Below are 22,930 nucleotides of genomic sequence, written 5' to 3'. Positions count from 1 at the left end.
TGAACCTCATGTTGTACGGTCGTATTGCCCTCCTCGTGCTTGCATCATTCCTCCTCCTTCCACTGGAGGCTGCCGGTCAGAACCGCTCGGACCGCTACCTCATCCGTGTGTACGACGACGGAGGAACGTGCCGCTACCAGATCCAAAATCATGCGAATCAGGATCTCTTTAACATCCGTCCAGCCGGTACGCTAACCGTGGCTTCGAAAGGGAATTTGTGGGTTGACGTGACCGTGCAGGATGACCCGAGAGGAACGCCCGGAACGCGCAGCCAGCGGTCGATTGCCGTCCGTGAGCAAAACGGAAAAGGTATGGTGACGGCACGGAGTGCGATCGGTCGGTCAACCGAGCATAAGGTTCAGATTCAGTGCTGCCTGGTCCGGGGCTCGCGAAACGAGTGTCCTAAATGGACCGATGCTCTGCCGCCGGACACATCCATGGGGTGGATGCCATCCGTTCCAGAAGGCATGCCGTCGAGCGGGCCGTCTGCGACTGAGCCTCTCGATCCGCCGCAACCGCCGGGTGGCCCAGTGATGCGCGTGGATGAAAACTGATAGGTCGCCAGTGCGTGACCTGGTCTCTGAGTTGGTCCCTCTTTCTTTCGCCGATGACTCCCTGTCGTCGCCCAGGGCCGTCGTTAGTGCCCTGTCCGAGCGTCACGGTGAGGTCGATCTCCATTCGCTTGAACTCCGCTCGCTGTTCGACGAGCCGATCTACGAAGTGACCTATTACGCGGGAAATGAAACGCACGTGGCCATTGCCGATGCCCGAACGGGCGGGTTGCGCCAGCCGCTTGCGGAAAAGGAGGCCGTCCGCCTTGCTCGGGCAGATTTTACACCTGATGTCCCCGTTCGGCGCGTGGACCGGCTCGATACGGCACCGGAGGGAAGCGAATATCGTGGTGTCACGCTGCCGGCGTACCGTGTCGTGTTCGACCACCCGAGCGACACGCGCATCTACGTTTCGGCCGACCGGGCACGTGTCGAGGCACGTCGAAACAACACCTGGCGCTGGTTCGACGGGCTCTGGATGCTTCACATTATGGATTACGATGCACGCAGCGACTTCAACCACCTGCTTTGCAGGCCTTCTCCGTCTTTGGTCTTATCACCGTCGCCAGCGGATTTTTGCTTGGAGGCGTCACGTCACCCTGGCTGAGAGGCCGATTCGGTCCGGCGGACGATTCCGGGAGTCGTGATGCACAGACCCGGCCCGCGATCGGGCCACGGTAATGCCGGACGAGGAAGGTCACATTGCCCCTAATGAGCTCGCCCCGTTCAGCCGAGAGCCGAACGGGGCGATTGGGTGGAAAGAATGGGGGTTCAGTCTAGCGAACCACCGTAAGTCGCGTCGCGGTCGGTGAGCCGGCGCCCGTCACACGGACGAGGTACGTTCCGCTGGCCCATGTCGACACGTCAACCCGGAAGCTGTGCTCGGGACCGGCAGAGAGCAGCCCGTCGTGGAGCAACGCCTGTCGGCGACCCAGCACGTCGAACACCTCGACGGTTACATCGGCCGATTCGCGAAGCACGAGACCGATCCGTGCATTAGATGCGGCCGGGTTCGGTGCAGGCGAGATCAGCATCACGGCGTCTGACGGACGGATTCGGAGGGTTCGCTCCGAGGTGAGCGTCGAGGTGCCGTCCAGGTCGACCTGGACGAGGCGGAAGTGGTGGACGCCCGGCGTCAACGCGTCCGTGCGGAAGCGGTAGCTTTGCGCCTGATCGGTCGTACCCACGCCATCCACAAAACCAATCCGCGACCAGCCTGCGCGTTTGTCCGTCCGGTGCTCGATGTGGAAGCCGTCGTTGGCCTGCTCGGAGAGCGTTGACCAGGTCAGGAGCGCGGTCCCGTTATCCGCGACCACGTCGAAGGCGGATAGCTCCACCGGAAGCGCGTTGTACGTGGTATTCGATCCTAGCGCAAACTGTGAGAAGTCGGAGACCGACGCGCATACGGCTGACCCATTCACCGTGGTGTTGAGCGGAGACCACGCTTCATTCGGGAAGTCGCGCGTCAGAAGGACGAGCTTCTGAATGTCCGAGACGCCCGGGACGGTGCTTGCGTCGAAGCAGACCTCCGCCGTAAAGCCACTTAGCGTGTCGTCGACATCATATACGAGGTAATACTGATCGTCGAATAGAACATCTGGCGTGATGCTCGTACCGTCGCCGGATGTCGCGGAGCTACCGTCGAAGTCGTCGTTGTACGGCCGGCGATTGTACGTTGCGAGCGCGATCTGTCCGTCTGTGCTACTTCCAGAGGAGAATGAGATCGCGAGCCGATCGCTGTCGAGGATGGCCCCCGTCTGGTTCGAGGCGATGCTCGTCTCGGCGAAATTATCCGAGATGGCTGTGAGCGTGACGGTGTAGCTTCCGAAGCCGTCTCCTTCGATCGTAGCCACCGTAAATCCGGCATCTGGAGAAATGAACTCGTAGTCCGTTGACGTGAACCCAGACTGTGTCGTCTCGCGTCGGACGCGCATCACCTCGAAGTCGCCAGCTGGCGTACGGATCGTTCCGTAGCCTTCGACTTCACCGTCCACTGTGATGCTGCTCGTCGTGGCGAAAGATTCCTCGGTCGATGAGCTGCTCCATGTTGTGGGCGTTGGGGAGAACACGAGCGGCGTCTTGTACTGCAGGAGCGGAGGATCGTATTTCAAGGTAAAAGATCCGCTCGACGTTTCGAATGAGCTGCCGTAGCTGTTGTCGCCTTCCGTTGCGCCGGAGGTTTCGATCGTGTGGTAGGAGTAGACGCTGCCGACGACGTCCCCATTGGTGTCGCGCAGGTCGAGTGCGAATGCATCCGACGCTTGCGAAAAGTAGCTGTCGTTGGAGCCGGGCCAGCCAAGTGCCTGAGCTTCCGTAACCGTGCGGTAGCGAATCAGTCCTTCACCTGTTAGCGAAAAAGTGAACGGCCGAATATCATATACCTGGTTTGCCCCTGTGGCATTTAGAAGATCGTTCAGGTCAACATTTGTGCTGGAATCAAGCTCGCCTGTTTCGAAGACCTGCGCGATGTCACTCGTGCCGACGAGGTTGAGCAGATCCTGCGTCGTTACTTCGGTGACCTGTGCAGCCGCAGGACGTGTCAAACCTCCGATGAGGAGGACGAGCAGAAGTGTAGTGACGTGTGTCGTTCGGGATATAACGGCGTGGCGTTCAGTGAAGAAGTGAGGACGGAATGCTGAACCAGAAGTGGAGGAAATGCACAAAGAATCATTTCAATAACCCAGAATATGAACGAGGGCGAAAATTGCCGTCACTACGGGACATCAAGCATGGCGCCGTCGGAGTCAATCCCCGTCAGAGCATCGCGCATCCGTCTGCGTGCTCGTGCGAAACCTCCGACGACCTTGTGGGCAATCTGCCGTCCTTGGTTCGCTGCGACCCGTTTAGGTCAACGGCATGTCCCGTTTTCGATGTCGGGAACTGTGAATGAGTGCGGGCACCGTCAGCAGAGTTGCGACGAGGAGGCCGAGGTCTTCCCAGACGCCGAGCGTCCATGCCGCCGTCGTTCCGACGAGGGCCCACACGACGGGAATCATCCAGAGGCGAGCTGACAGCGGTCCACGGGACCAGAGGAAAAGGCCCAGTGTGAAGATGGTGGTCGGGCACGGCGCCACACCGAAGAGGGGGACGGCCGGATAACTTCGCCCGAGGATGATGCCGACGATAGGATACACCACCATTGCGTACAGCATCAGAACGACGCCGAGTCCGCCACGCATGTCTGCTCGCGCTGTGAAGCGAGGAATGGGTTGGGAGCGGATGCTGGCGTGGAGGAAGATCGCGCTCTGCAAGAGGAATGCGACACCGAATGCGACGGCGAGCGGGTTGATCTCGATGAAGAACTCCAGATGGTAGACCGCGCCCATCCAGCCCCAGAAGAGTGTTAGGATCGCCGAAATTACGCGGGTTCCTCGCAGTGTACCCCGAACAGCGAGGGCGACCGCGAGCAGGCCGAGTGCGTAGGCAACGACCGGGACCCACCCGATGGCCTCATTGTAGTCGCTGAAAACAGCGAAAAACTGTTCTTCCGTAAATGGCAGATTCATTTCGGCGTCGCAGTCTGTTCTGATGACTGCACCGTACACAATCGTGTCATCGCTCTCCAACCGTATCTGGCTCATTCGCACGACGCCTTGTGGACCAGCCACGGCCGGGTTTGACATCCGCACAACGAACGCTTCATCAGAACGACAGGATCACGAAGTAGAGACAGGGCGGCGACGCACGGTTGGTCGGTCGCTTAGCATCGTCGGAAACTCTGTGAAGAGGAGCAGATCCTCGGTTCATCGACCACGGACTACGGACCTTGATTCACCTCGTAAAGTATTGTACGATGCACCGAGCCAAAAGAGCTCGATGAGAAGCGCGACTTTTTGCATTGCGACGTCGCGTCAAAGACATCCAATCTCGATCCCGGGGAGCCGAAATTCCTCCCCATTCGCCCCGAAACCGCCGCTTCCGGTGCCTGAGGGCCGATCGAGACCGCCATCCTGCAGCGTCGCTGCACATGGAGGGGTGGCAGAGCCTGGTTGAATGCACCGGTCTTGAAAACCGGCAGGCCCTTCGCGGGTCTCGGGGGTTCGAATCCCTCCCCCTCCGCATCTCTCGTGTTGCCGGACACCTGTCCATCCGGCTCTCGCCCTATCCACGTTTCTGTTTGATCGGTGGAGGCGAATGTCTGCGCGCACCATCGCGAACGTCTCGTAGCTGCTCCGAGGGGATGTGGCGTGTAAAGACGCGGTATTTGTGAAAAGAAAGGCGAATCGTCTTTCCATGGGACTTCTGCTGGTGAACAGTCCGCTCGCTGTCCTACCATAGGCACCACCCGAGACGCTGCGAAATATCAAAACCGTTTGTCATAAACGGCGGCTCGCGTACCACGAACGGATCCGTGAAACGGCACCTGGACGGACAGGGATCGTGTAAATCTCCCGAACGAGACCTTCCGTTCTGGCCCGGCGGCACACGATCATAACAAATTCCACGGGGGCTGTAACAGTCGACCTCTGCCTCTCGTGTTACCCCCGACGCTCATGGGAGGGACGCTGTTGTCCTACGCAATAGCCACGTTCCTCGCTCGGTGCCCTGGTCCGGCCCGCCGCCTCGCGCCTCGTTCATCCTTCGCTCTTATCCTTCTGATTGACGACGTACGCTCCTCTATGATGGCGAGACTCTTTCCTCCGGCGTCCGGGAACGCCGCCCGCGCGGTTTCCCCAGTTCGAAGCTTGATCGCAGCCGTTCTTGTCTGCATCCTGACGGCTATGGTTGCACCCGCCGGGCCTGCTGTGGCTCAAACGACGGGCGCGGACTCAACGGTTATTTCCTTCGATCAGGCGGTCAACATCGCTTTGGATCAAAACACGAATTTGAAACGGGCGTCTGCCGAAGCGCGCCGTGCAGAAACCAATATGTGGGCGGAGCGGCTGGACTGGATGCCGTCGGCTGATGTCACGTCCCGACTCTCTCGGAATTTCGGTCGGAGCTTCTCGCAGGAGGAGGGCCGAATCGTCAATGAGTCTACCGACTTCTTTTCCATCGACGGCAACGCGAGCCTCACATTTCAGGGACTCGGCGTGCAGAACTGGTCGTCCATGCGCAGTGCGGAGTATCAGTCCACGTCGGCTGACCTCTCGCTTGAGCGAAGCCGGCAGGACGTTGTGTTTCGCGTCATGAACAACTACATCAGCCTCCTCGAGCAACGCGAAATTCTCGTCGTACAGAAGGAGGAGCTCGAAGCGCGCCGCCAGCAGTTGCGGCAGATCGAAGAGTTTGTAGATGCGGGTTCTCGACCCATCTCGGCACTCTACGAGCAGCAAGCTGCGGTTGCGGAAGCAGAATCGGCTGTCCTGACGGCGGAGCGAGACGTTCAGCTTGCGGAATCACGCCTCATTCAGGTTCTCCGCCTCGATCCGATGACGGCGTATGACTTTCAGGCGCCTGAACTTGAGGAAGACGTCGAACCAGAAACGCCGTACCAGCTCGATGCTCTCATGCAGCAGGCGTACAATCAACGCTCAGACCTGCGGGCCAACGCTGCTAGCGTACGTGCCGCCGAGAGAGAAGTGACGTCTGCCCGTTCCTCGTACCTCCCGACGGTGTCGCTCAGCGCTGGGTACGGATCGAACTGGTCCAGCACGGCCACAGAACTTGTGGGGCCGAACGGTCAGGTGATCGAGACCTTTTCGTTCTTCGATATTCTCGACCGCCGCCGTGGTGGAAATGTTGGTATCAGCTTCCGGTACAACCTCTTCGATGGACTGCGCCGGGAGCAGCAGGTTGAGAATGCACAGGTTCAAAAGCTGAACGCCCAATACGACCTCGAAGATACCAGGCTCGACATCGCCCTCGAAGTTCGAGAGGCGTACCTGAACTACCAGACGGCCGTCAAGCAACTCGATGTCACGGAGAAGCAATTGCGAGCGGCCCGTCAGGCCCGAGAAGCCGCTCAAGAACGGTACAACCTGGGCGCGGCCGATATCGTCGAGCTGACGAACGCGAACCGAAATTTTGTGCAGGCGGCGAGCCAGCGCATCCGCGCTCGATACAACTACGTGTTCCAGAAGAAACTTATTGCCTACTACGTGGGCAGCCTCAACCCGAACGAGTCGCTATTTTAGTGTAGCGTTATAGCGGTTTCGTTCGGCCCGCTCCGCTTTTTTCTGATCTCTCTGCTCTGACTCATGGCTACGTCATCATCCAGTCGCACGCGTCGCATCCTTTATATCGTGGGTGGTCTTCTCGTCGTCGGCCTCGCTGCTGGCGTCACGGCGTGGTCCACCGGTTTTCTTGGAAACGGGGAGGAAGGAAGACCCGTGGAGGTCGCTGAAGCCGAGCATCGCACGATCACGCAGGTCGTGACGGCCTTCGGTCGAGCTCAGCCGGAGACCGAAGTGACGATCAGCCCGGATGTATCGGGAGAGATCGTGGAGCTGACGGTGCGCGAGGGGGATCAGGTCAAGAAGGGCCAGCTATTGACGCGTCTCCGCCCGGACAATTACGTCGCAGAGGTCGAGCGTGCACGGGCTGAGGTCTCGCAGGCACGGGCGACGCTCTCGGAGCGCCGGGCCGATTCGCTGCAGGCGCGACAGCAGTTCGAGCGTCAGGAGAAGCTGTACGACAAGGGCGTGGTGTCGGACGCCGACTTTGAAACGGCGCAGTCGACCTATCACCAGTCGGTCGCTCGCTTGGAAGCCGCACGCTACCAGGTCGAAAGCGCCGAAGCACGGCTGCAGGATTCCCGCGAGCAGCTGGAGAAAACGCGCATCTACGCGCCGATGGATGGCACCGTAAGTAAGCTCAACGTGGAAGCCGGGGAGCGCGTCGTGGGAACGTCGCAGATGCAGGGAACCGAAATTATGAATATCGCTCGCCTCGACCAGATGGAGCTCGAGGTCGACGTCAATGAGAACGATGTCGTCAACGTGGCACTGCAGGATACGGCAGCAATCGAGATTGACGCCTATCCCGACCGCCGCTTTCGAGGTGCGGTCACGGAAATAGCGAACTCCGCTCGCGTTAGCGGGGAGGGAACGCAGGATCAGGTGACGAACTTCCCGGTGAAGGTTCGCGTCTTGGACGCGCACAACGTCGACGCGGGCCAGGTCGCTTCAAACGGCAGCGGCGTAACGCGTCAGGAGGTGCCAACGGGGCCGGATGCACCGCCGAACCTCCGACCGGGTATGAGCGGAACCGTCGACATCTTCACGCAGACGATGGCGGATGTCGTGTCCGTCCCGATTCAGGCGGTGACCGTGCGCGACTTCAACGCGTTGGACGGCGGTTCTGATGAACCGGAAGGCCTCGACCGCAAAGAAGATCTGCGGCGCGTGGTCTTCGTTGCCGAGGCCGATACGGCACGAATGGTTGAGGTCGAGACCAGCATCTCGGACGATACGCACGTGGCTGTGGTTGCGGGTCTCGAGGGGGGCGAAAACGTGATCATTGGTCCATATAGTGCCGTGAGTCGCGAACTCTCCGAAGGGGACCGCGTCCGGATCCGTGACAAGTCGGAGGACGGCTCAAGTATGGAGATTGCATCGAACGACTAACCGGCGCACGACGGACCGCTCTTCTCTACGAAACGTATCTCGACTCGAACCGATGGAAGCGACGCGAACCGACGCAGCAACCACGCCCAGCGCAGAGAGGCCGCTGATTCAGGTCAACGACCTCAAAAAGCGCTATCAGATGGGATCTGAGGTCGTCTGGGCCCTCGACGGCATCACGCTTTCCGTAGAGCGCGGCGAGTACATCGCCATCATGGGACCATCGGGGTCGGGCAAGTCGACACTGATGAACATGCTCGGCTGCCTCGACACGCCAACGAGCGGCCAGTATTTTCTGAACGGTCAGGATGTCAGTCATTATACCGACGACGAATTGGCGGAAATCCGGAATCGGGAGATCGGCTTCGTTTTCCAGACGTTTAACTTGTTGCCGCGTGTTGACTGCCTCCGCAACGCGGAGTTGCCGCTGATCTACGCCGGCATGTCACGTTCGGAGCGCCGCGAGCGTGCCGCCGAAGCGCTGCGGAAGGTGGGGCTGGGCGACCGCATGGATCATCGCCCGAATGAACTCTCGGGTGGACAGCGTCAGCGGGTCGCTACGGCCCGGGCCCTGGTCAATCGGCCCTCGATCATCCTCGCGGATGAGCCGACGGGAAATCTCGACACAGAAACAGGCGACGAGATTATGATGCTGTTTGAGTCGCTCTACCGACAGGGCAACACGCTTCTCGTCGTCACCCACGAGGAGGACATCGCCCATCACGCCCGCCGGATTCTCCGCCTCCGCGACGGGAAGCTTGAGCAAGATGTCGCGGTGACGTCGCCCGCACTGGCGGATGCTGTCGTCGACTGACATAAGATGGGCGGCGAACGGGCTTCGAGTACATCTCTTTATCACGGCGTCCGCATGCGCATTCGCGCGATAATTACGGGTTTTGCACGGTCGTGTAGAGAACCTGCACGGTCATCCGATGCGTAGGGAAAGGTCAGGCGTCTTTTCCCTGTCAACGCTAGCAGGGTGCTCACCTCGCACACGTATCGTCCATGGCCCGCGACCGCTCGTCCAAACACGAAGCGACGGATACAGAAGAACAGCCGTTGAAAGCGTCGGCTGAAGAAAGCTCCTCCCCGGATGGGGGGGCCGAATCGCGTCGTTCACCGAAGAAACTGTGGACGGCCCTCCGGCGGATATTTCTGCTCAGCCGGCCATACTGGGGCCGCCTCTTCGGCGCACTGATCCTGCTCTCGGCGGGATCTCTGGTCGCTCTCGTCGTTCCGCTCGGGCTCCGCGAACTGCTGAATGCAGTCTTCGAGGATGCGAACCGGGCGATGCTCGATCGCCTCACGCTAGGACTGGTCGTTCTCTTTCTGATCCAGGCCGTCGTCTCCTTCAGCGGTAACTATTTGCTGGAGTGGACCGGCGAGCGCGTCGTTGCCGATCTGAGGCAGCGCATCTACCGGCATCTCCATCGGCTCACGCTCCGCTTCTTCAGCGACCACCGTACCGGCGACCTGACGTCCCGCCTCACGAACGACGTCGGCTCCGTGCGGAGCGCCGTGACGCAGGCGCTCGCGGACCTGCTGACGCAGTCACTGTCGCTCATCGGGTCGGTCGTCCTGATGGTCGTGCTCAACTGGCGTCTGAGCGTCATCATTTTCGTCATCGTTCCCGTGGTGACGATCGCAGCGATCTACTTTGGTCGAAAGATTCGGTCGCTCGCGCGCAACATCCAGGACCGGCTCGCGGACACGACGGCCATCGCGGAGGAGGCGCTATCGTCCGTTCGTCTCGTCAAGTCGTTCGCCCGGTCAGGCTACGAGGTCGACCGGTACAATCGTGCTGTGGACGACCTGTTCGAGGAGTCGCGTGTGCGCGTCCTGGTGTCTGCGACTTTCTCCTCTGTGGTCGGACTCCTGTTTTTCTCGGCGCTTACGGCCATTTTCTGGTACGGCGGAACGGAGGTGCTCGCCGGTCGACTCACGACGGGCGATCTGGTCGCGTTCATCTTCTATGCATTCAATATTGCCAGGAGCGTTGGCGGGATGTCACGGCTCTACTCCACATTCAACTCGGCGGCCGGGGCAACGGAGCGCCTGTTCGAACTGCTGGACACGGAGCCGGAGATTCAGGACGCGTCGGATGCCGTACCTCTGACGGACCTTCGCGGCGACATCACGTTCGACCACGTCACGTTCGCCTACGAGGAGGAGCCCGTGCTACGGGACATCAACATGGAGGTGGCCGCGGGCGAAACCGTAGCGTTCGTCGGGCCGAGCGGGGCGGGGAAGTCGACGGCGATGAGTCTCATTCCGCGGTTTTACGATCCGCAGGAGGGGCGCGTGATGATCGACGGGCAAGACCTCCGCGACGTGACGATTCAGTCGGTGCGTTCGCAGGTGGCGTCGGTCTCGCAGGATGTGCAGTTGTTCAACTCGACAATCGCCGAAAACATTCGCTATGGCCGGCTTGAGGCAACGGACGAGGAGGTTCGAGATGCGGCTCGAGCGGCGAATGCGCACGAGTTCATCGCGTCGCTGCCCGACGGATACGAGGCGGAGGTTGGGGAGCGTGGCGTGAAACTCTCTGGCGGGCAACGCCAGCGCATCGCGATTGCACGGGCACTTCTCCGCGACGCTCGGATCCTTCTGCTGGACGAAGCTACCTCGTCCCTCGACTCCGCGTCAGAGGCACTCGTTCAGGAGGCGCTGGATCGGCTGATGGAGGGGCGAACAACCCTTATCATTGCCCACCGTCTCTCCACCGTTCAGGACGCCGACCGAATTTTGGTTTTCGATCACGGACGCATCGTGCAACGAGGAACGCACGAAGAGCTATTCGCCCAGGACGGCCTGTATCGTGACTTAGCAGCGCTCCAGTTCCGCAACGGCAGCCGCGAAGACGCCGTCGAGTCCCTCCGAGAAAGGCAGTGAGGTGAGGAGGTGTGGAAGTGTGAAAGTGTGGAAGTGTGAACGTTTGAAAATGTGGACGTGTCAAAGTAGGAAACCACCGTCGCACGGCCGTGCGACGGTGGTCAACTTTGAACTCTGAACCCTGAACATTGAACAGAAAAAGCCCGCTTCCATGACCGGAAGCGGGCTTTTTCTATCGTCTACCGAAATGGATCACGGTAGGAGATGTCGACGCAGTTATTCGTCGTCTTCTTCCGCGTAGGAGAAGCTTTCCTGGACCGAGCGGTCCTGCTTGTGGACGACGAGCTGGCTTGGGATGTGCCTCTTCGCGATATCGCGACCGGCGCTAACGGCTTCCTTCTTCGTGCCGAAGAGCTTGGTCGCGCGCTCGGCGCCCTCGCGGATGACGGCCCAGCCCTCCTCGTGCGGAGAGACGTGGTAGACAACCTCGCCTTCGGCATCCTGCACCTGCGTCGCGAGCATGGAGCCGAGAGCGTCCAGCTTGCGAGAGAGGTCGCCGACCTTGTCGGACAGGCCCTTCACTTCATGGCGCGTCGGGACGCCGATTCGGCCGAGGGTGCTGTTCACTGTGCGATTGACCACGTCCTCGACGGTCTTCGTCGCGTCGTCGATTCGCTTGCTGACATCGCTCGTCAGTGCATCCTGACGCTCCTTGAGGCTGTGGGCGGCGTCGTCGAGCTGTTTGCGGCGCTTACCTTCATAGTCGCGTCCGCGCTCAACCAAGGATTTGAACACCTTGTCGCCTTCCTCTTCCACGCGAGACAGCGCGCCGAGGCCGGCCAGCCAGATTTCCCGTCCCCGCTCCGTCAGTTCCGTCGGCAGGTTGGACAGGTCGTTCTTTTTCTTTTCTACAGAAGTGTCGTTGGTGCTCATAAGGGTCCTCCACTCGTCAATTCGAGAGGGCGTGTGCGTACGGGCATGTGCACGGCCGACGGGGTCGAATCCGCCGGGGCACGATTCGGTGACGCCAGAGTACGGCAGCAAACCTCTCTGCCGTCGCAGATTCCGTGATCGTCGCTTTATTAAATAACGCATCGCGTCATGGGTTCCGGAATTGGTTGACGCATCGTGTCAAAGGCATAAATTTAATGTTTGGTTCAGTCTTGTTCCCTTGAGACGACCTCAATGGGGTCCGTTTTCGCATTGTGGTGTGCCAGTTTGTCAGTGTTTATGGCTGTGGCATCGCTTTCGCACCAGAAAACGGTGACCGAGTGGTCGACGCTTGCTGCGATCGATCGACGCTTGCTCGCCGCCCGACTTTCAGAAATAGGTACCTACTAAACATGAACCTGCAGAAGTTTACGGTTAAAGCCCAGGAGGCTGTGCAATCCGCTATGGAGATTGCCGCCTCGAACAACCATCAGGGTGTGGAGCCGGCGCACGTGCTCAAGGCCTTTCTGAGTGACACGGAAGGAATCACGACGTCCATTCTTCGCCGGCTCGGTGCGTCGGTCGACACGCTCCGGCAGCGGACCGATTCCGCTCTCGACAAATTGCCGAAGGTGACCGGGGCGAGCGTCTCGGGGCAATATCTTGGCGACGAGCTCAAGAAGGTGTTCGATCGTGCGCGGGCGGAGGCGGACTTGATGAATGATGAGTACGTCTCAACGGAGCACCTGCTGATCGGCCTCGTGGAAAGCAAGGGCGAGGTCGGGCAGGCGCTGCGCGATCAGGGAGCGTCGAAGGATAAGGTGCGTGATGTCCTCGAAGACGTCAGGGGCGGACAAAGTGCGGATGACCCGCACGCGGAAAGTCGCTACGAAGCGCTGGACCGGTTTGCTCGCGACCTCAATGATCTCGCCCGCCGGGGGAAGATCGATCCGGTGATCGGGCGCGACCAGGAGATTCGTCGCGTGCTGCAGATTCTCTCGCGTCGCACGAAGAACAACCCGGTGCTGGTTGGTGAGGCCGGAGTCGGTAAGACGGCGATTGCCGAAGGCATCGCGACGCGCATCGTGCAGGGGGACGTGCCGGAAAGCATGAAGTCGAAGCGCATCGTGGCACTCGATATGGGGGCTCTCGTCGCGGGTGCAAAGTACCGGGGCGAATTCGAGGATCGGCTGAAGGCCGTGGTGAAGGAGGTCTCGGAATCGGATGGCGAACTCATTCTGTTCATTGATGAGCTGCACACACTGATTGGTGCTGGGGCGGCTGAAGGCGCGATGGACGCGGCAAATATTTTGAAGCCGGCGCTGGCTCGTGGAGAGCTCCGTGCCATCGGCGCGACGACGCTCGATGAGTACAAGTACATCGAGGACGACCGCGCACTCGAACGGCGCTTCCAGAAGGTTGTCGTGGACGAACCGTCGGTCGACGACACCATCTCGATCCTACGCGGCCTGAAGGAGCGCTACGAGGTGCACCACGGCGTGCGCATTCAGGACAGCGCCATCATCAGCGCGGCCGATTTGTCGAACCGCTACATCACGGATCGCCAGCTCCCCGATAAGGCGATCGACCTGATCGATGAGGCGGCCGCGCGCCTGCGCATTGAAATCGACTCCATGCCGGCCGACCTCGACCAGCTCGACCGTGAGATTCGCCAGCTTGAGATCGAACGCGAAGCGATCAAGCGGGACGAGGACGAGGAGAAGCTGGAGAACATTAACCACCAGATCGCGAGCCTGGAGGACGAGCGGGATGCGCTGAAGACCCGCTGGAAAGAGGAAAAGGATCTGATTCAAACCGCCCGCCAGGCGAAGGAGAAGATCGACGAGCTGCGCGTCGAGGCGGAGAATCTGGAACGCGAGGGAAAATACGATCGCGTGGCCGAAATTCGCTACGGCGAGATTCCCGACCTTGAGAAGCAGGCCGAGGAGGCAAACGAGAAGCTGCAAGAGGTGCAGCAGGACGGTGCGCTACTGAAAGAGGAGGTCGATGGCGAAGACATCGCCGAGATCGTCTCCAACTGGACGGGAATTCCCGTGTCGAAGATGCTCGAGAGCGAGCGGCAGAAACTCGTTCGCATGGAAGAGGAGCTGTCGAAGCGCGTCATCGGTCAGCCGGAAGCCATTGAGGTTGTCTCGGATGCTGTGCGCCGTGGGCGAACGGGGCTACAGGAGGAAAACCGTCCGATCGGCTCGTTCCTGTTCCTCGGTACCACGGGGGTTGGTAAGACCGAGCTGGCGAAGACGCTGGCAGCGTTCCTCTTCAACGATGAGGACGCGATGGTTCGCATCGACATGAGCGAGTACCAGGAGAAGCACACGGCCAGCCGTCTCATCGGTGCGGCTCCCGGCTACGTCGGCTACGAGGAAGGCGGGCAGCTCACGGAAGCCGTGCGTCGTAAGCCGTACTCCGTCGTGCTCCTCGACGAAATCGAGAAGGCGCACCCGGAGATTTTCAACGTGCTGCTGCAGGTTCTCGATGATGGACGTCTGACCGACAACCAGGGGCGCACCGTCGACTTCACCAACACCATCATCATCATGACCTCCAACATGGGATCGGAGGTGATTACGGAGAAGATGGACAGTGTCGACGGAGGCTATCTCTCGGATCTGGAGCGTCAGGAGCTCGAGGAGAAGCTGCTGAAGATGCTTCGTCAGCGGCTGCGTCCGGAATTCCTGAACCGGATCGACGAAGTCGTCACCTTCCGGTCGCTCGGACGGTCGCACATTCGCGAGATCGTGGAGCTGCAGTTCAACCGCATCGCGGGCATTGCAAAGAAGAGCCACAACCTGCAGCTGCAGTTGTCCGACGCAGCGAAAGATTGGCTTGCCGATCGCGGGTTCGATCCGGCGTTCGGCGCTCGCCCGCTCAAGCGCGTGATGCAGCGACAGGTCTCGAACCAGCTTTCCAAGGAGCTACTCGGCGGTTCTGTTGAAGATGGCGACACCGTCCGGATTGATCTTGCCCCCGAACAAAATCACCTCACGTTCGAGGCCGTCCGGACCGGAGCGGATGGGACCGGGGAGGCCGCCGAAACAGCAGAACCGGCAGGCGACGGCGCGGTCAGCATGTAGCACACACGACCCCATCAGACTCAGCAAACCAGGAGAGGGGCCGCCGGCAACGGTGGCTCCTTTTTCGTTATGGCGTTGGAACGTAAAACGTTAGACGTTGCACGTTAGAACCCTGAACTCTGAACCCTGAACCCTGAACTCTGAACCCTGAACCGTAGCCTGGCCGGTTCGGTCGACGTTTTTCGCTATGAGAGATAGAGATGCCTCGTTGCCTCAACCTCTCACCGTTCGGTCCCGCCATGTCTCGATCCAATCCGTTGTTTCAAACGAAAGCGGCTCGCTTACATCCTGTCCTGACATTGCTTCTTTCGTTCGCCCTCTTGTTCGTGGCCGGTGCCGGCAGCGGGTGTCAGAAGGTTTCTGACATGAAGAAGGCCGCTGAGGATGCGTCGAAGGCGCTGGAGCAGGCTGAGAATGCGGCAAATTCGCAGGAAGCCGGTGAGCGCATGGGGGAGGCGTTTCAGAAGCTCCGCGAAACGGCCGGCGGTGGCAAAGTTGTGCAGGCCATCGACTTTCGAAAGCTGAAGCCGGTCCTGCCGGCATCGATCGATGGAATGGAGGCGGGTGACGTGAAAGGATCCCGCAGCAGTCAGATGGGATTCAGCACCTCGAAGGCCGAAGCTCACTTCAAGGCCGACGGCGAGCAACGGCAGAGTTTGACGATCGCGGTGACGGACATGGGGTCGATGAGCGGGTTGTCTTCCCTGTCCAGCCGCATGAGCGCGTGGACGGAGAGTGAGACGGAGAGTACGGATGGCTACGAGCGCTCCGCAGAAATTGCCGGATACGACGGTCGAGAGAAATTCCGCTCGTATGGGAACGGCGGATCGACAGGTCAGCTGCAGTTCATCGTGGCCGAGCGCTTTCAAGTGCAGGTTGATGGACGGAACGTGCCGATGGACAAGATGAAAGCCGCCGCTCGTTCGGTCGATTTTGACGCGCTCGAAGGGATGAAGGACGAAGGTGTAGGCGTCGACGACGGGAAGCAAGAAGAAGTCGCCGACATGTACAAAGAGTTTCGCGAGGCAGAAAAGAAAAACGCGGCGTCGTCCGCGGAGGGAGAACCCGTTTCTCGCACGCCCGTCGATGCCAACGAGTTGAAAGCGCTCTTTCCGGCGACGCTTGCTGGATTAACGCAGTCCGCTTCGAGCAGTAAGACGCAGGCGCTTGGAGAGAACGCGTCGGTCGTCCGCGCTGAGGCCGAATACGCAGATGGCGACAAGCAACTGTCCATGCACGTGATTGACTACGTGCAGGTCGTCCCTGAAACCGGCGTCCTTCCGGGAGCGACGTGGATGATGTTCGACGTGAATAAGGAAAGCGACAATGGCTACGAGAAAACGACCGAGATTCAGGGCCACCCGGCGAAAGAGACGTTCCGGACGACCGACATGTCCATGCGCGGCGAGGTACAGATGGTCGTAGACGGGCGATTCTTCGTAGAAGTGACTGCGCAGAATTTGACGATGGAAGAGGTGAAATCCGCAATCGCTGACGTCGGGCCGACTCGCATCACGAATCTCGCGCGGTCCGGGGCGTAGCAAGCAAGTGTAGGCACGACATTTAACGGCGACCGGTGGGAGCTGCAGTGATAGCAGCACACTCGGTCGCCGTTTAGGTTTTGCGATGGTTTACTGGGACGCACGCTCGAGGTCATTCGCGTGTTGTTGCATTCGGGCGGTGCGCCAGTGATCGGCTCCAAGAATCTCTTCGAGGCCGGTGCGCGACTCATCCAGGAAAGACGCGCCCGTCGCATTTCCCTGCTGGAGAAGGGCGGTCCCGAGCCAGCCTTTGGCTTCGGCACGTCGCCACGGAGCCCCGGAGGCTCCCGATTCGAAGATATCGACAGCTCGACGTAGAAGCGGCTCGGCTTCTTCCGGGCGGCCATCAAGGACGAAAAGACTGCCACGTCCGATTAGAAACTCTCCGACTCGTCGGTGTGCGTCGGGGAATCCGTTTTGGATGATCGGACGCGCGCGTTCAAACAAGGAGTCGGCTTCGACAAGTGCGCCTCGGTCAACGAGGAGCGTCGCAAGGGCTGTCATGTCCACGCCAACCTCTCGGTGGCTTTCGCCCAACAGTTCGCGGTCGAGTTGAACGACACGCCGATATCGCGACTCTGCCTGATCCAATTCGCCCGCTTCATGCAGTGCGCTGGCGAGATTAAACAGCGTGACGACAATACTTGGATGTCGATCATGACCGACAACCGACTCTTTTTTGTCGAGCACCTCGCGGTAGACGGATGCCGCTTTTTCATATCGGCCCTGTCGCTGATACGTAAGCGCAAGATTGTTCTTCGAGTAGAGCACAGTTAGCCCATTCGGGTTAACCCGCTCGCGTCGATCGATGATATCAAGATAGAGTTTCTCGGCTTCGGTGTACCGTTCCAGGCGACTGTACAGCAGAGCCAGGCTGATTTTGAACTTGTCGAGTCGGTCGTTATCCGCGTCCAGAACCTGCTCGCTCTGGTGCACTGCATCCTCCAGAAGCGGTTTTGCCTCCGCCGTGCGATCCTGTTCCATGAGCACCGATCCGAGACTTTCTTTAGCGTATGCAAGATCAATGTGCGGGGTGGAGTAATGCTCCTGGCGAATGTCCAGAGCCGTACGAGCCGCTGACTCCGCTTGATTAACGTGCCCAAGTTCGGTGAGAGCGGAGGAAGCATTGTGGAGGATTGTCGCGTGTTCGGTGCTCCGGGCGCCGTAGACCGCCTCGCTCAGGGGGAGGAGCCGCTGCATGACGGAGTCGGCGGACTGAAGATCACCGACGGCTTGAAGCGTCTCCATCCGTGTGTTCAAAATGTTGGTCAGATGGTCGGGCGATGACCTGGGGGACCGATCATACGCCTGCTGCGCGAGCCGGAATAGGGAATCGGCACTCGCGTAATCATTCTTTCGCCGCTTGATTTCGCCACGCTTGTACAGAAGGTGACTCTGTTCGAGCATAGAAAGGTCGTTAATCTGGGCAGCGACGACTTCTGCACGGTCGATCAAGCTGTCGGCCCGTGATGTGTGGTTTAGGTCGGCGCGCACTTCGGCAAGGACGAGGAGCAGGCGAAGGCGGACACGAGGTTCTGCATCCAGTGTGGCCATCCGCGTTTCGCCGCGGCGCAGAATGTCACGAGCCGACAGCGTCTGGCCGGACGTGTTTCGAGGGGTGTTGTCGTTGAACAGGTCGACCAGGAACCCCGTGACGGTGCTTGCCTGCTGCTCGGCGAGCCGGGCCCGGTCACGTTCCTCCGCGATCTGCATGGTGTAAGCCACCGCCCCGGTCGCGAGAATCAGGAGAACGGCAGCGGTTGCCATGATCGGACGCGTGTGTCGACGGATGAACTTGTGCGCCCGGTAGGACCACTGACCGTCGCGTGCCTCCACCGGTTGATCGTTCAGAAAGCGCTGGATATCGGCGACCATCGCCTCCGCCGAGCGATATCGCTGCTTGGGCTCCTTCCGAAGCGCCTTCATCACGATCGCATCCAGATCTCCCCGAAGTGTGCTCTGAAGAGCAGACGGATGCGTGCGGCGAGCTTTGCTGATGTCATCCGGAGTCGGAGAGTTCGTCGATTGGGTGACGGCTGTGCTCGGGCGGGTGGGCTGTTCCTCGCATACCGCCCGTTCGATCGCGAAGAGTGAACGGGAGTCGGGATGGTACGGACGTCGGCCGATCAGCAGCTCGTAAAGCACAACACCGAGCTGGTACACGTCCGTCGCCGTCGAAATGGACTCACCGCGGATCTGCTCCGGTGCAGCGTATTCCGGGGTCATCCACCGCTCCCCGGTTTGCGTCAGCCCGGTCCCTTCGTCCCCGATCACCTTGGCGATACCAAAATCGAGAAGCTTCGGGCGTCCATCTGCCGTGACGAGAATGTTCGACGGCTTGAGGTCGCGATGGATAACGAGGTTTTGATGGGCGTGGTGGACCGCGTCGCTGACGGAAGTGAACAACTCGAGCCGTTCCCGGATGCTGAGTCGCTGATCGTCGCAGTATTCGTCGAGCGGACGACCTGCGACATATTCCATGACGAAGTAGGGTTGCCCGTCGGCTGTGGCTCCACCGTCGTATATTTGGGCAACGCAAGGGTGCGTAAGGGCGGCCAGCACCTGCTGCTCATGTGCGAATCGATCGAGAACGGCACTCGTGTCCGCCCGTCGGGTCAGCAGCTTGATGGCCACCTGCTGCTCGAAGGAGTCCTCGCGCTCCGCCCGATAGACGACACCGGACCCGCCTCGGCCAACTCGTTCCTTAAGTGTAAATGGTCCGACACGTTCACCGCTGCGGTCAGGAGGAGAAGGAGTCGGTTCGTCGATCTCGTCTAAAAAGTCGGCAGCGGCTTCGACGGCCGGCGTTTCGAGGAAGGCGTCGAGCTTTTTAAACCGGTGGAGAAGTGCTTCAACCTGTTCACGGACTTCAGGATGGTCCGTGGCCGACTTTAAAAACGCGTCCCGTTCGCTCTCCGGGTAGTCCAGGGCCTCCTCAAAAAGTGACTCGACGCGGGAGGAGCGATTAGATGACATCGTGCGGATTGAAAATGAGTGCGAACAACACTAAGCGGCTGACGACCCGAAGAGTGCAGCCTTGAGAAGGCAAGCGAGATGCGTCGCTCTGTGAATCAAGAGCGTGATCAGATTCCGAAGAACCAGAATGGTTACCGTGTGGCTTGCCCCTAATCATTGTACAAAGGGCGATGCCGACACACCAACACGAGGTAAAACGACCGTACCGTCTAGGTGAGCATTTCCGAAGAAAGGGCGTTACCGATACATTTAGTGATCGCTGAAGATACCCAGCGTGGTTTGTAGATATTCATCCTGCTGCAGCATGTCGATCGCCCCATTCGCATGTTGACGCGGACGGATCAGCCGCTGACGACGTTGTCGGGGCTGTATCATCTGGTTCATTTGTCCTATCGGGTGCGTACTTTTCGTAGATGTATGTGAAGGAAAACCCCACTTTACTTCATCTATCACACTTCACCTCCTATGTCAGGATCGGTACGAATCGCACGACTGCTTTTGATTTCTGCACTGTTTTTGTTGACCGCTTCCCACGGTGAGGCTGTGGCGCAGACGTTCACCGTCAACAGTAACGGCGACGACCCGGATGCGACGTTGGATGGCACATGTGATACTGGGCAGGTCACCTCATCCGGCGCACCGGAATGCACGCTGCGCGCCGCCATGCAGGAGGCAAATGATGGAGATGGCGCGGGTGGACAGCTCGACGTGATCGAATTTTCGATCGGTACGAGCAGCGTGATCAACACATCCTCCCTTCCTGAGATTACGGATCCTGTCGTCATCGACGGAGAAACAGCGCCACTGGGCGCGATTCCTCGTATTCGGATTGACGGCGGTCCGGGCGACGGATTGGTGGTGAAGTCGGGAGGTACCACCCTCCGAGGCCTCCAGATCCTCCGCTTTCAGGGGAATGGAATCGTTTTAGACGGGGGAGACGAAAATGTGATCACGAATTGCCAGATTGGTGACTTCGTGACGCAGAGCGATCAGCCGGCAGGCTATGCGAATGGCGGGCACGGCATTCTCATCACGAACGGAAGCACGCTGAACCGCATCGGAAGTCAGTCGGACTCCGACGACCGTAATATCATCAGCGGGAACGGCGGAAGCGGCATCCGCATCGATGGCGGTGCACCCGGTCAGACAAACAATACGATCGGCGGAAACTATATCGGTGTTGCTGCTGATGGCGAAACGGATCTTGGGAACGCTGTTCACGGCATCCACCTGCTGAATTCCACGTCGTCTAACGCCATCGGTTCAGCTCAGACGGGGGACCTTCCGAATGTCATCAGTGGAAATAACGAAGATGGTATCCACATGGACGGGGACGTCAACCAGACGAATAGCACGTCGAACAACTCCGTCTCGAAGAATATTATCGGTCTCAGCGCCAGCCAATCGAAGGCGATTCAGAATGGAAAAAATGGGATCTCGATCGATGGAGCCAATCATAACACGATCGGGTCGACTCTTGCTGCCCCGGTTGTCATTGCTGGAAATGGGGAGGACGGAGTCGAAATCTACGGCGAAGACATCACGGTCCAAGCTTCCTTTATCGGCGTCAATGATTCAGGCACCATATTCGGCAACGCGCAGGAAGGCATCAGTACTGTCGGCGGGTCAGCCAACTTAACGATCGGAGCGTCGTCTTCAGCTTCCGCCAATATCATTGGGGGCAACCAGCGTGGAATCCGGTTCTTCCGAACGACCGGAAGTGAGATCATGGGCAATTTCATCGGGGTAACCCGCCAAGATGCCGCGATTGGCAACACGTTTTACGGTATCGGCCTCTTCAGTTCAGCCAGTAACGTGATCGGCGGGACCGGCGACGAAGAGCACAATGTCGTCAGCGGAAATGGATCGGACGGTATCGTCCTGTCTGGGGCCGCCACGCAGGATAATCAGGTTATCGGCAACCGCGTCGGTACCAACGACGCCGCAGATGCACTTATTGGTAATGGAGACAGCGGAATTCTGATCGACGTCGACGCGAACGACAACCAGATCGGCGGTGCAGCTGCAGGGGAAGGCAACGTCCTTGCTGGCAACAACGTCGACCTCTATATCAAGTCGTCGAACAATGCCGTCGAAGGAAATTATTTCGAGACCAATGCGAATGCTGATGACCTCTCGACGTCGTCAAATTCGCTGCGCACCGGCCCGAACGCGATGCTCAACGCGATTGGCGGTACGACATCAGGAACCGAGAATGTGTTCGGGTACACGCCCTCGAATGTCATCCGATTGCTTGGGTCGTTTAATATCGTCGGGGGAAATTACATCGGTGTTCACCCCAACGGTACAGCAATGCCTGTCACGAATGGCATCGTGCTGGAAGGCAATAGCCAGGTCGTCGGAACGACGAATCCGGGTGCTGGCAACACCATTGCGAATGTTGAGACCGGCGTGCGTATCGATTCCGGCACCGGTCACATGATACGCGGTAATAGCATGAGCAATGTCGGCACGCTTGGCATCGACATCGATTCGGACGGCTCGACGGCGAACGACGCCGGAGACGCCGACGATGGAACGAACCGCTTGCAGAACGCGCCAACGATATCGGATGGAGACTATGACTCCGGAGCGAACGAGATCAGCGTTACGTACAGCGTGAATAGCGATCCGTCGCTTACTGGATCGGGCGCGAGCACCTATCCACTGATGGTTGACTTTTACATCGCCGATGGGACGAGTCCGGTCGGTCGTACGTATATCGGAACGGACAAATACGAGGCGACAGATTATTCGGGTTGCGGTTCGCCGCCGTGCACGGCAACGGTGACATTTACGCCAAGTGTTGCGGTCTCCGACCAGGACTTTTTGGTCGGCGTGACGGTTGATGACGTCGGAAATACCAGCGAGTTTAGCACGCCCCCGGATCAGCTTCCAGTTGAGTTGGCCTCGTTTGATGTCCTGCCGACGGATGGACGGAGCGCACGGATCACCTGGCAGACGCTCTCGGAGAAGAACAACGACCGCTTCGAGATCGAGCACCAGGCGCCAGATGCAACGAGCTTCGTGCAAGCAGGAACGGTCGAGGGCGCGGGCACGACGACGCAGCCGGAGAGCTACTCGTTGACGCTGGACGAGCTTGAGGTTGGGACCCACACGTTCCGCCTCCGCCAGATCGACGTGGATGGTACAGCCACCGTCCTGGGCGAGCGGACGATCAAAGTCAGCCTCGACACGGCGTTCGAATTGAGCCTCGGGCCGAACCCGGTGCGGTCGGCGGCGAAGGGGACGCTGGTGCTACAGGACGCGCAGACCGTGCGGGCGACGATGTACGACGTGCTGGGCCGGGAGGTGCAGGTGGTGCACGACGGACCAATGAAGGCCGGTCAAAACGATCTGTCGCTGGATGCCAGCGCGCTTGGGAGTGGACGTTACTTCCTGCGGATCAACGGCGAATCGTTCTCGACGACGGAATCGATTACGGTCGTTCGCTAGTATTCCATTCATCGTTTGCAATAAACGAGCGGCAGCCCTGGAGC

Annotated in this window: 13 protein-coding genes and 1 tRNA gene; 10 read left to right on the top strand and 4 right to left on the bottom strand. The window is 59.5% G+C overall.

What is annotated here, in order from left to right:
• Nucleotides 1–8 precede the first annotated feature (8 nt).
• Both CRI94_RS16850 and CRI94_RS16845 read left to right on the top strand, forming a co-directional pair.
• Nucleotides 9–554 (top strand): ATP-binding protein, encoded by a 546-nt coding sequence (locus CRI94_RS16850; RefSeq protein WP_098078981.1) that lies wholly within the window; start codon nucleotides 9–11, stop codon nucleotides 552–554.
• Nucleotides 555–564: 10 nt separating this feature from the next.
• Nucleotides 565–1,158, top strand: coding sequence for a hypothetical protein (locus CRI94_RS16845; protein WP_098078977.1), 594 nt, complete (start codon nucleotides 565–567; stop codon nucleotides 1,156–1,158).
• 169 nt (nucleotides 1,159–1,327) lie between these two features.
• On the opposite strand, the gene CRI94_RS16840 is transcribed toward CRI94_RS16845, so the two are convergent.
• Nucleotides 1,328–3,094: a T9SS type A sorting domain-containing protein gene (locus tag CRI94_RS16840; protein ID WP_098078973.1), complete on the bottom strand. Its 1,767-nt coding sequence runs from the start codon at nucleotides 3,092–3,094 to the stop codon at nucleotides 1,328–1,330.
• A gap of 300 nt (nucleotides 3,095–3,394) precedes the next feature.
• Nucleotides 3,395–4,057, bottom strand: a complete 663-nt coding sequence (locus CRI94_RS16835; RefSeq protein ID WP_143815467.1) for a DUF6064 family protein — start codon at nucleotides 4,055–4,057, stop codon at nucleotides 3,395–3,397.
• A gap of 463 nt (nucleotides 4,058–4,520) precedes the next feature.
• Between CRI94_RS16835 and CRI94_RS16830 the strand changes: the two genes are divergently transcribed.
• The 5 genes from CRI94_RS16830 to CRI94_RS16810 all read left to right on the top strand — a co-directional run bounded on the left by CRI94_RS16830 (nucleotide 4,521) and on the right by CRI94_RS16810 (nucleotide 10,948).
• Nucleotides 4,521–4,610, top strand: a tRNA-Ser gene (locus tag CRI94_RS16830).
• A gap of 662 nt (nucleotides 4,611–5,272) precedes the next feature.
• Nucleotides 5,273–6,628, top strand: a complete 1,356-nt coding sequence (locus tag CRI94_RS16825; protein WP_179862379.1) for a TolC family protein — start codon at nucleotides 5,273–5,275, stop codon at nucleotides 6,626–6,628.
• 63 nt (nucleotides 6,629–6,691) lie between these two features.
• The gene (locus CRI94_RS16820; RefSeq protein WP_098078960.1) at nucleotides 6,692–8,059 is read left to right on the top strand and encodes an efflux RND transporter periplasmic adaptor subunit; all 1,368 of its coding nucleotides are present in this window, start codon (nucleotides 6,692–6,694) and stop codon (nucleotides 8,057–8,059) included.
• A 52-nt stretch (nucleotides 8,060–8,111) separates the two neighbouring features.
• Nucleotides 8,112–8,870 carry an ABC transporter ATP-binding protein gene (locus tag CRI94_RS16815; protein WP_098078956.1) on the top strand — a complete coding sequence of 253 codons (759 nt, stop codon included), beginning with the start codon at nucleotides 8,112–8,114 and terminating at the stop codon, nucleotides 8,868–8,870.
• 191 nt (nucleotides 8,871–9,061) lie between these two features.
• Complete coding sequence (locus tag CRI94_RS16810) at nucleotides 9,062–10,948, top strand: ABC transporter ATP-binding protein (protein WP_098078954.1); 1,887 nt, start codon at nucleotides 9,062–9,064, stop codon at nucleotides 10,946–10,948.
• A gap of 216 nt (nucleotides 10,949–11,164) precedes the next feature.
• Here CRI94_RS16810 and CRI94_RS16805 read toward each other — a convergent pair whose 3' ends face one another.
• Nucleotides 11,165–11,821 carry a phasin family protein gene (locus CRI94_RS16805; protein WP_098078952.1) on the bottom strand — a complete coding sequence of 219 codons (657 nt, stop codon included), beginning with the start codon at nucleotides 11,819–11,821 and terminating at the stop codon, nucleotides 11,165–11,167.
• 410 nt (nucleotides 11,822–12,231) lie between these two features.
• Here CRI94_RS16805 and clpB point away from each other — a divergent pair, with 410 nt between their 5' ends.
• Together clpB and CRI94_RS16795 are read left to right on the top strand one after the other, a co-directional pair.
• Nucleotides 12,232–14,913 (top strand): ATP-dependent chaperone ClpB, encoded by a 2,682-nt coding sequence (gene clpB / locus CRI94_RS16800; RefSeq protein ID WP_098078947.1) that lies wholly within the window; start codon nucleotides 12,232–12,234, stop codon nucleotides 14,911–14,913.
• 239 nt (nucleotides 14,914–15,152) lie between these two features.
• Nucleotides 15,153–16,454: a hypothetical protein gene (locus CRI94_RS16795; protein WP_098078943.1), complete on the top strand. Its 1,302-nt coding sequence runs from the start codon at nucleotides 15,153–15,155 to the stop codon at nucleotides 16,452–16,454.
• A 90-nt stretch (nucleotides 16,455–16,544) separates the two neighbouring features.
• Here the strand turns inward: CRI94_RS16795 and CRI94_RS16790 are convergent, their stop codons facing one another.
• Nucleotides 16,545–19,430 carry a serine/threonine-protein kinase gene (locus CRI94_RS16790; protein ID WP_098078939.1) on the bottom strand — a complete coding sequence of 962 codons (2,886 nt, stop codon included), beginning with the start codon at nucleotides 19,428–19,430 and terminating at the stop codon, nucleotides 16,545–16,547.
• A 516-nt stretch (nucleotides 19,431–19,946) separates the two neighbouring features.
• Between CRI94_RS16790 and CRI94_RS16785 the strand changes: the two genes are divergently transcribed.
• A complete protein-coding gene (locus CRI94_RS16785) occupies nucleotides 19,947–22,886 on the top strand; it encodes a T9SS type A sorting domain-containing protein (protein ID WP_179862378.1) in 2,940 nt (979 codons plus the stop codon).
• Nucleotides 22,887–22,930: the final 44 nt, after the last annotated feature.

This window comes from Longibacter salinarum (assembly GCF_002554795.1).
GTDB lineage: Bacteria > Bacteroidota > Rhodothermia > Rhodothermales > Salinibacteraceae > Longibacter > Longibacter salinarum.
The sequence above is the reverse complement of the archived record's forward strand: the minus strand, read 5'-3'. Positions and strand labels throughout refer to the sequence as shown.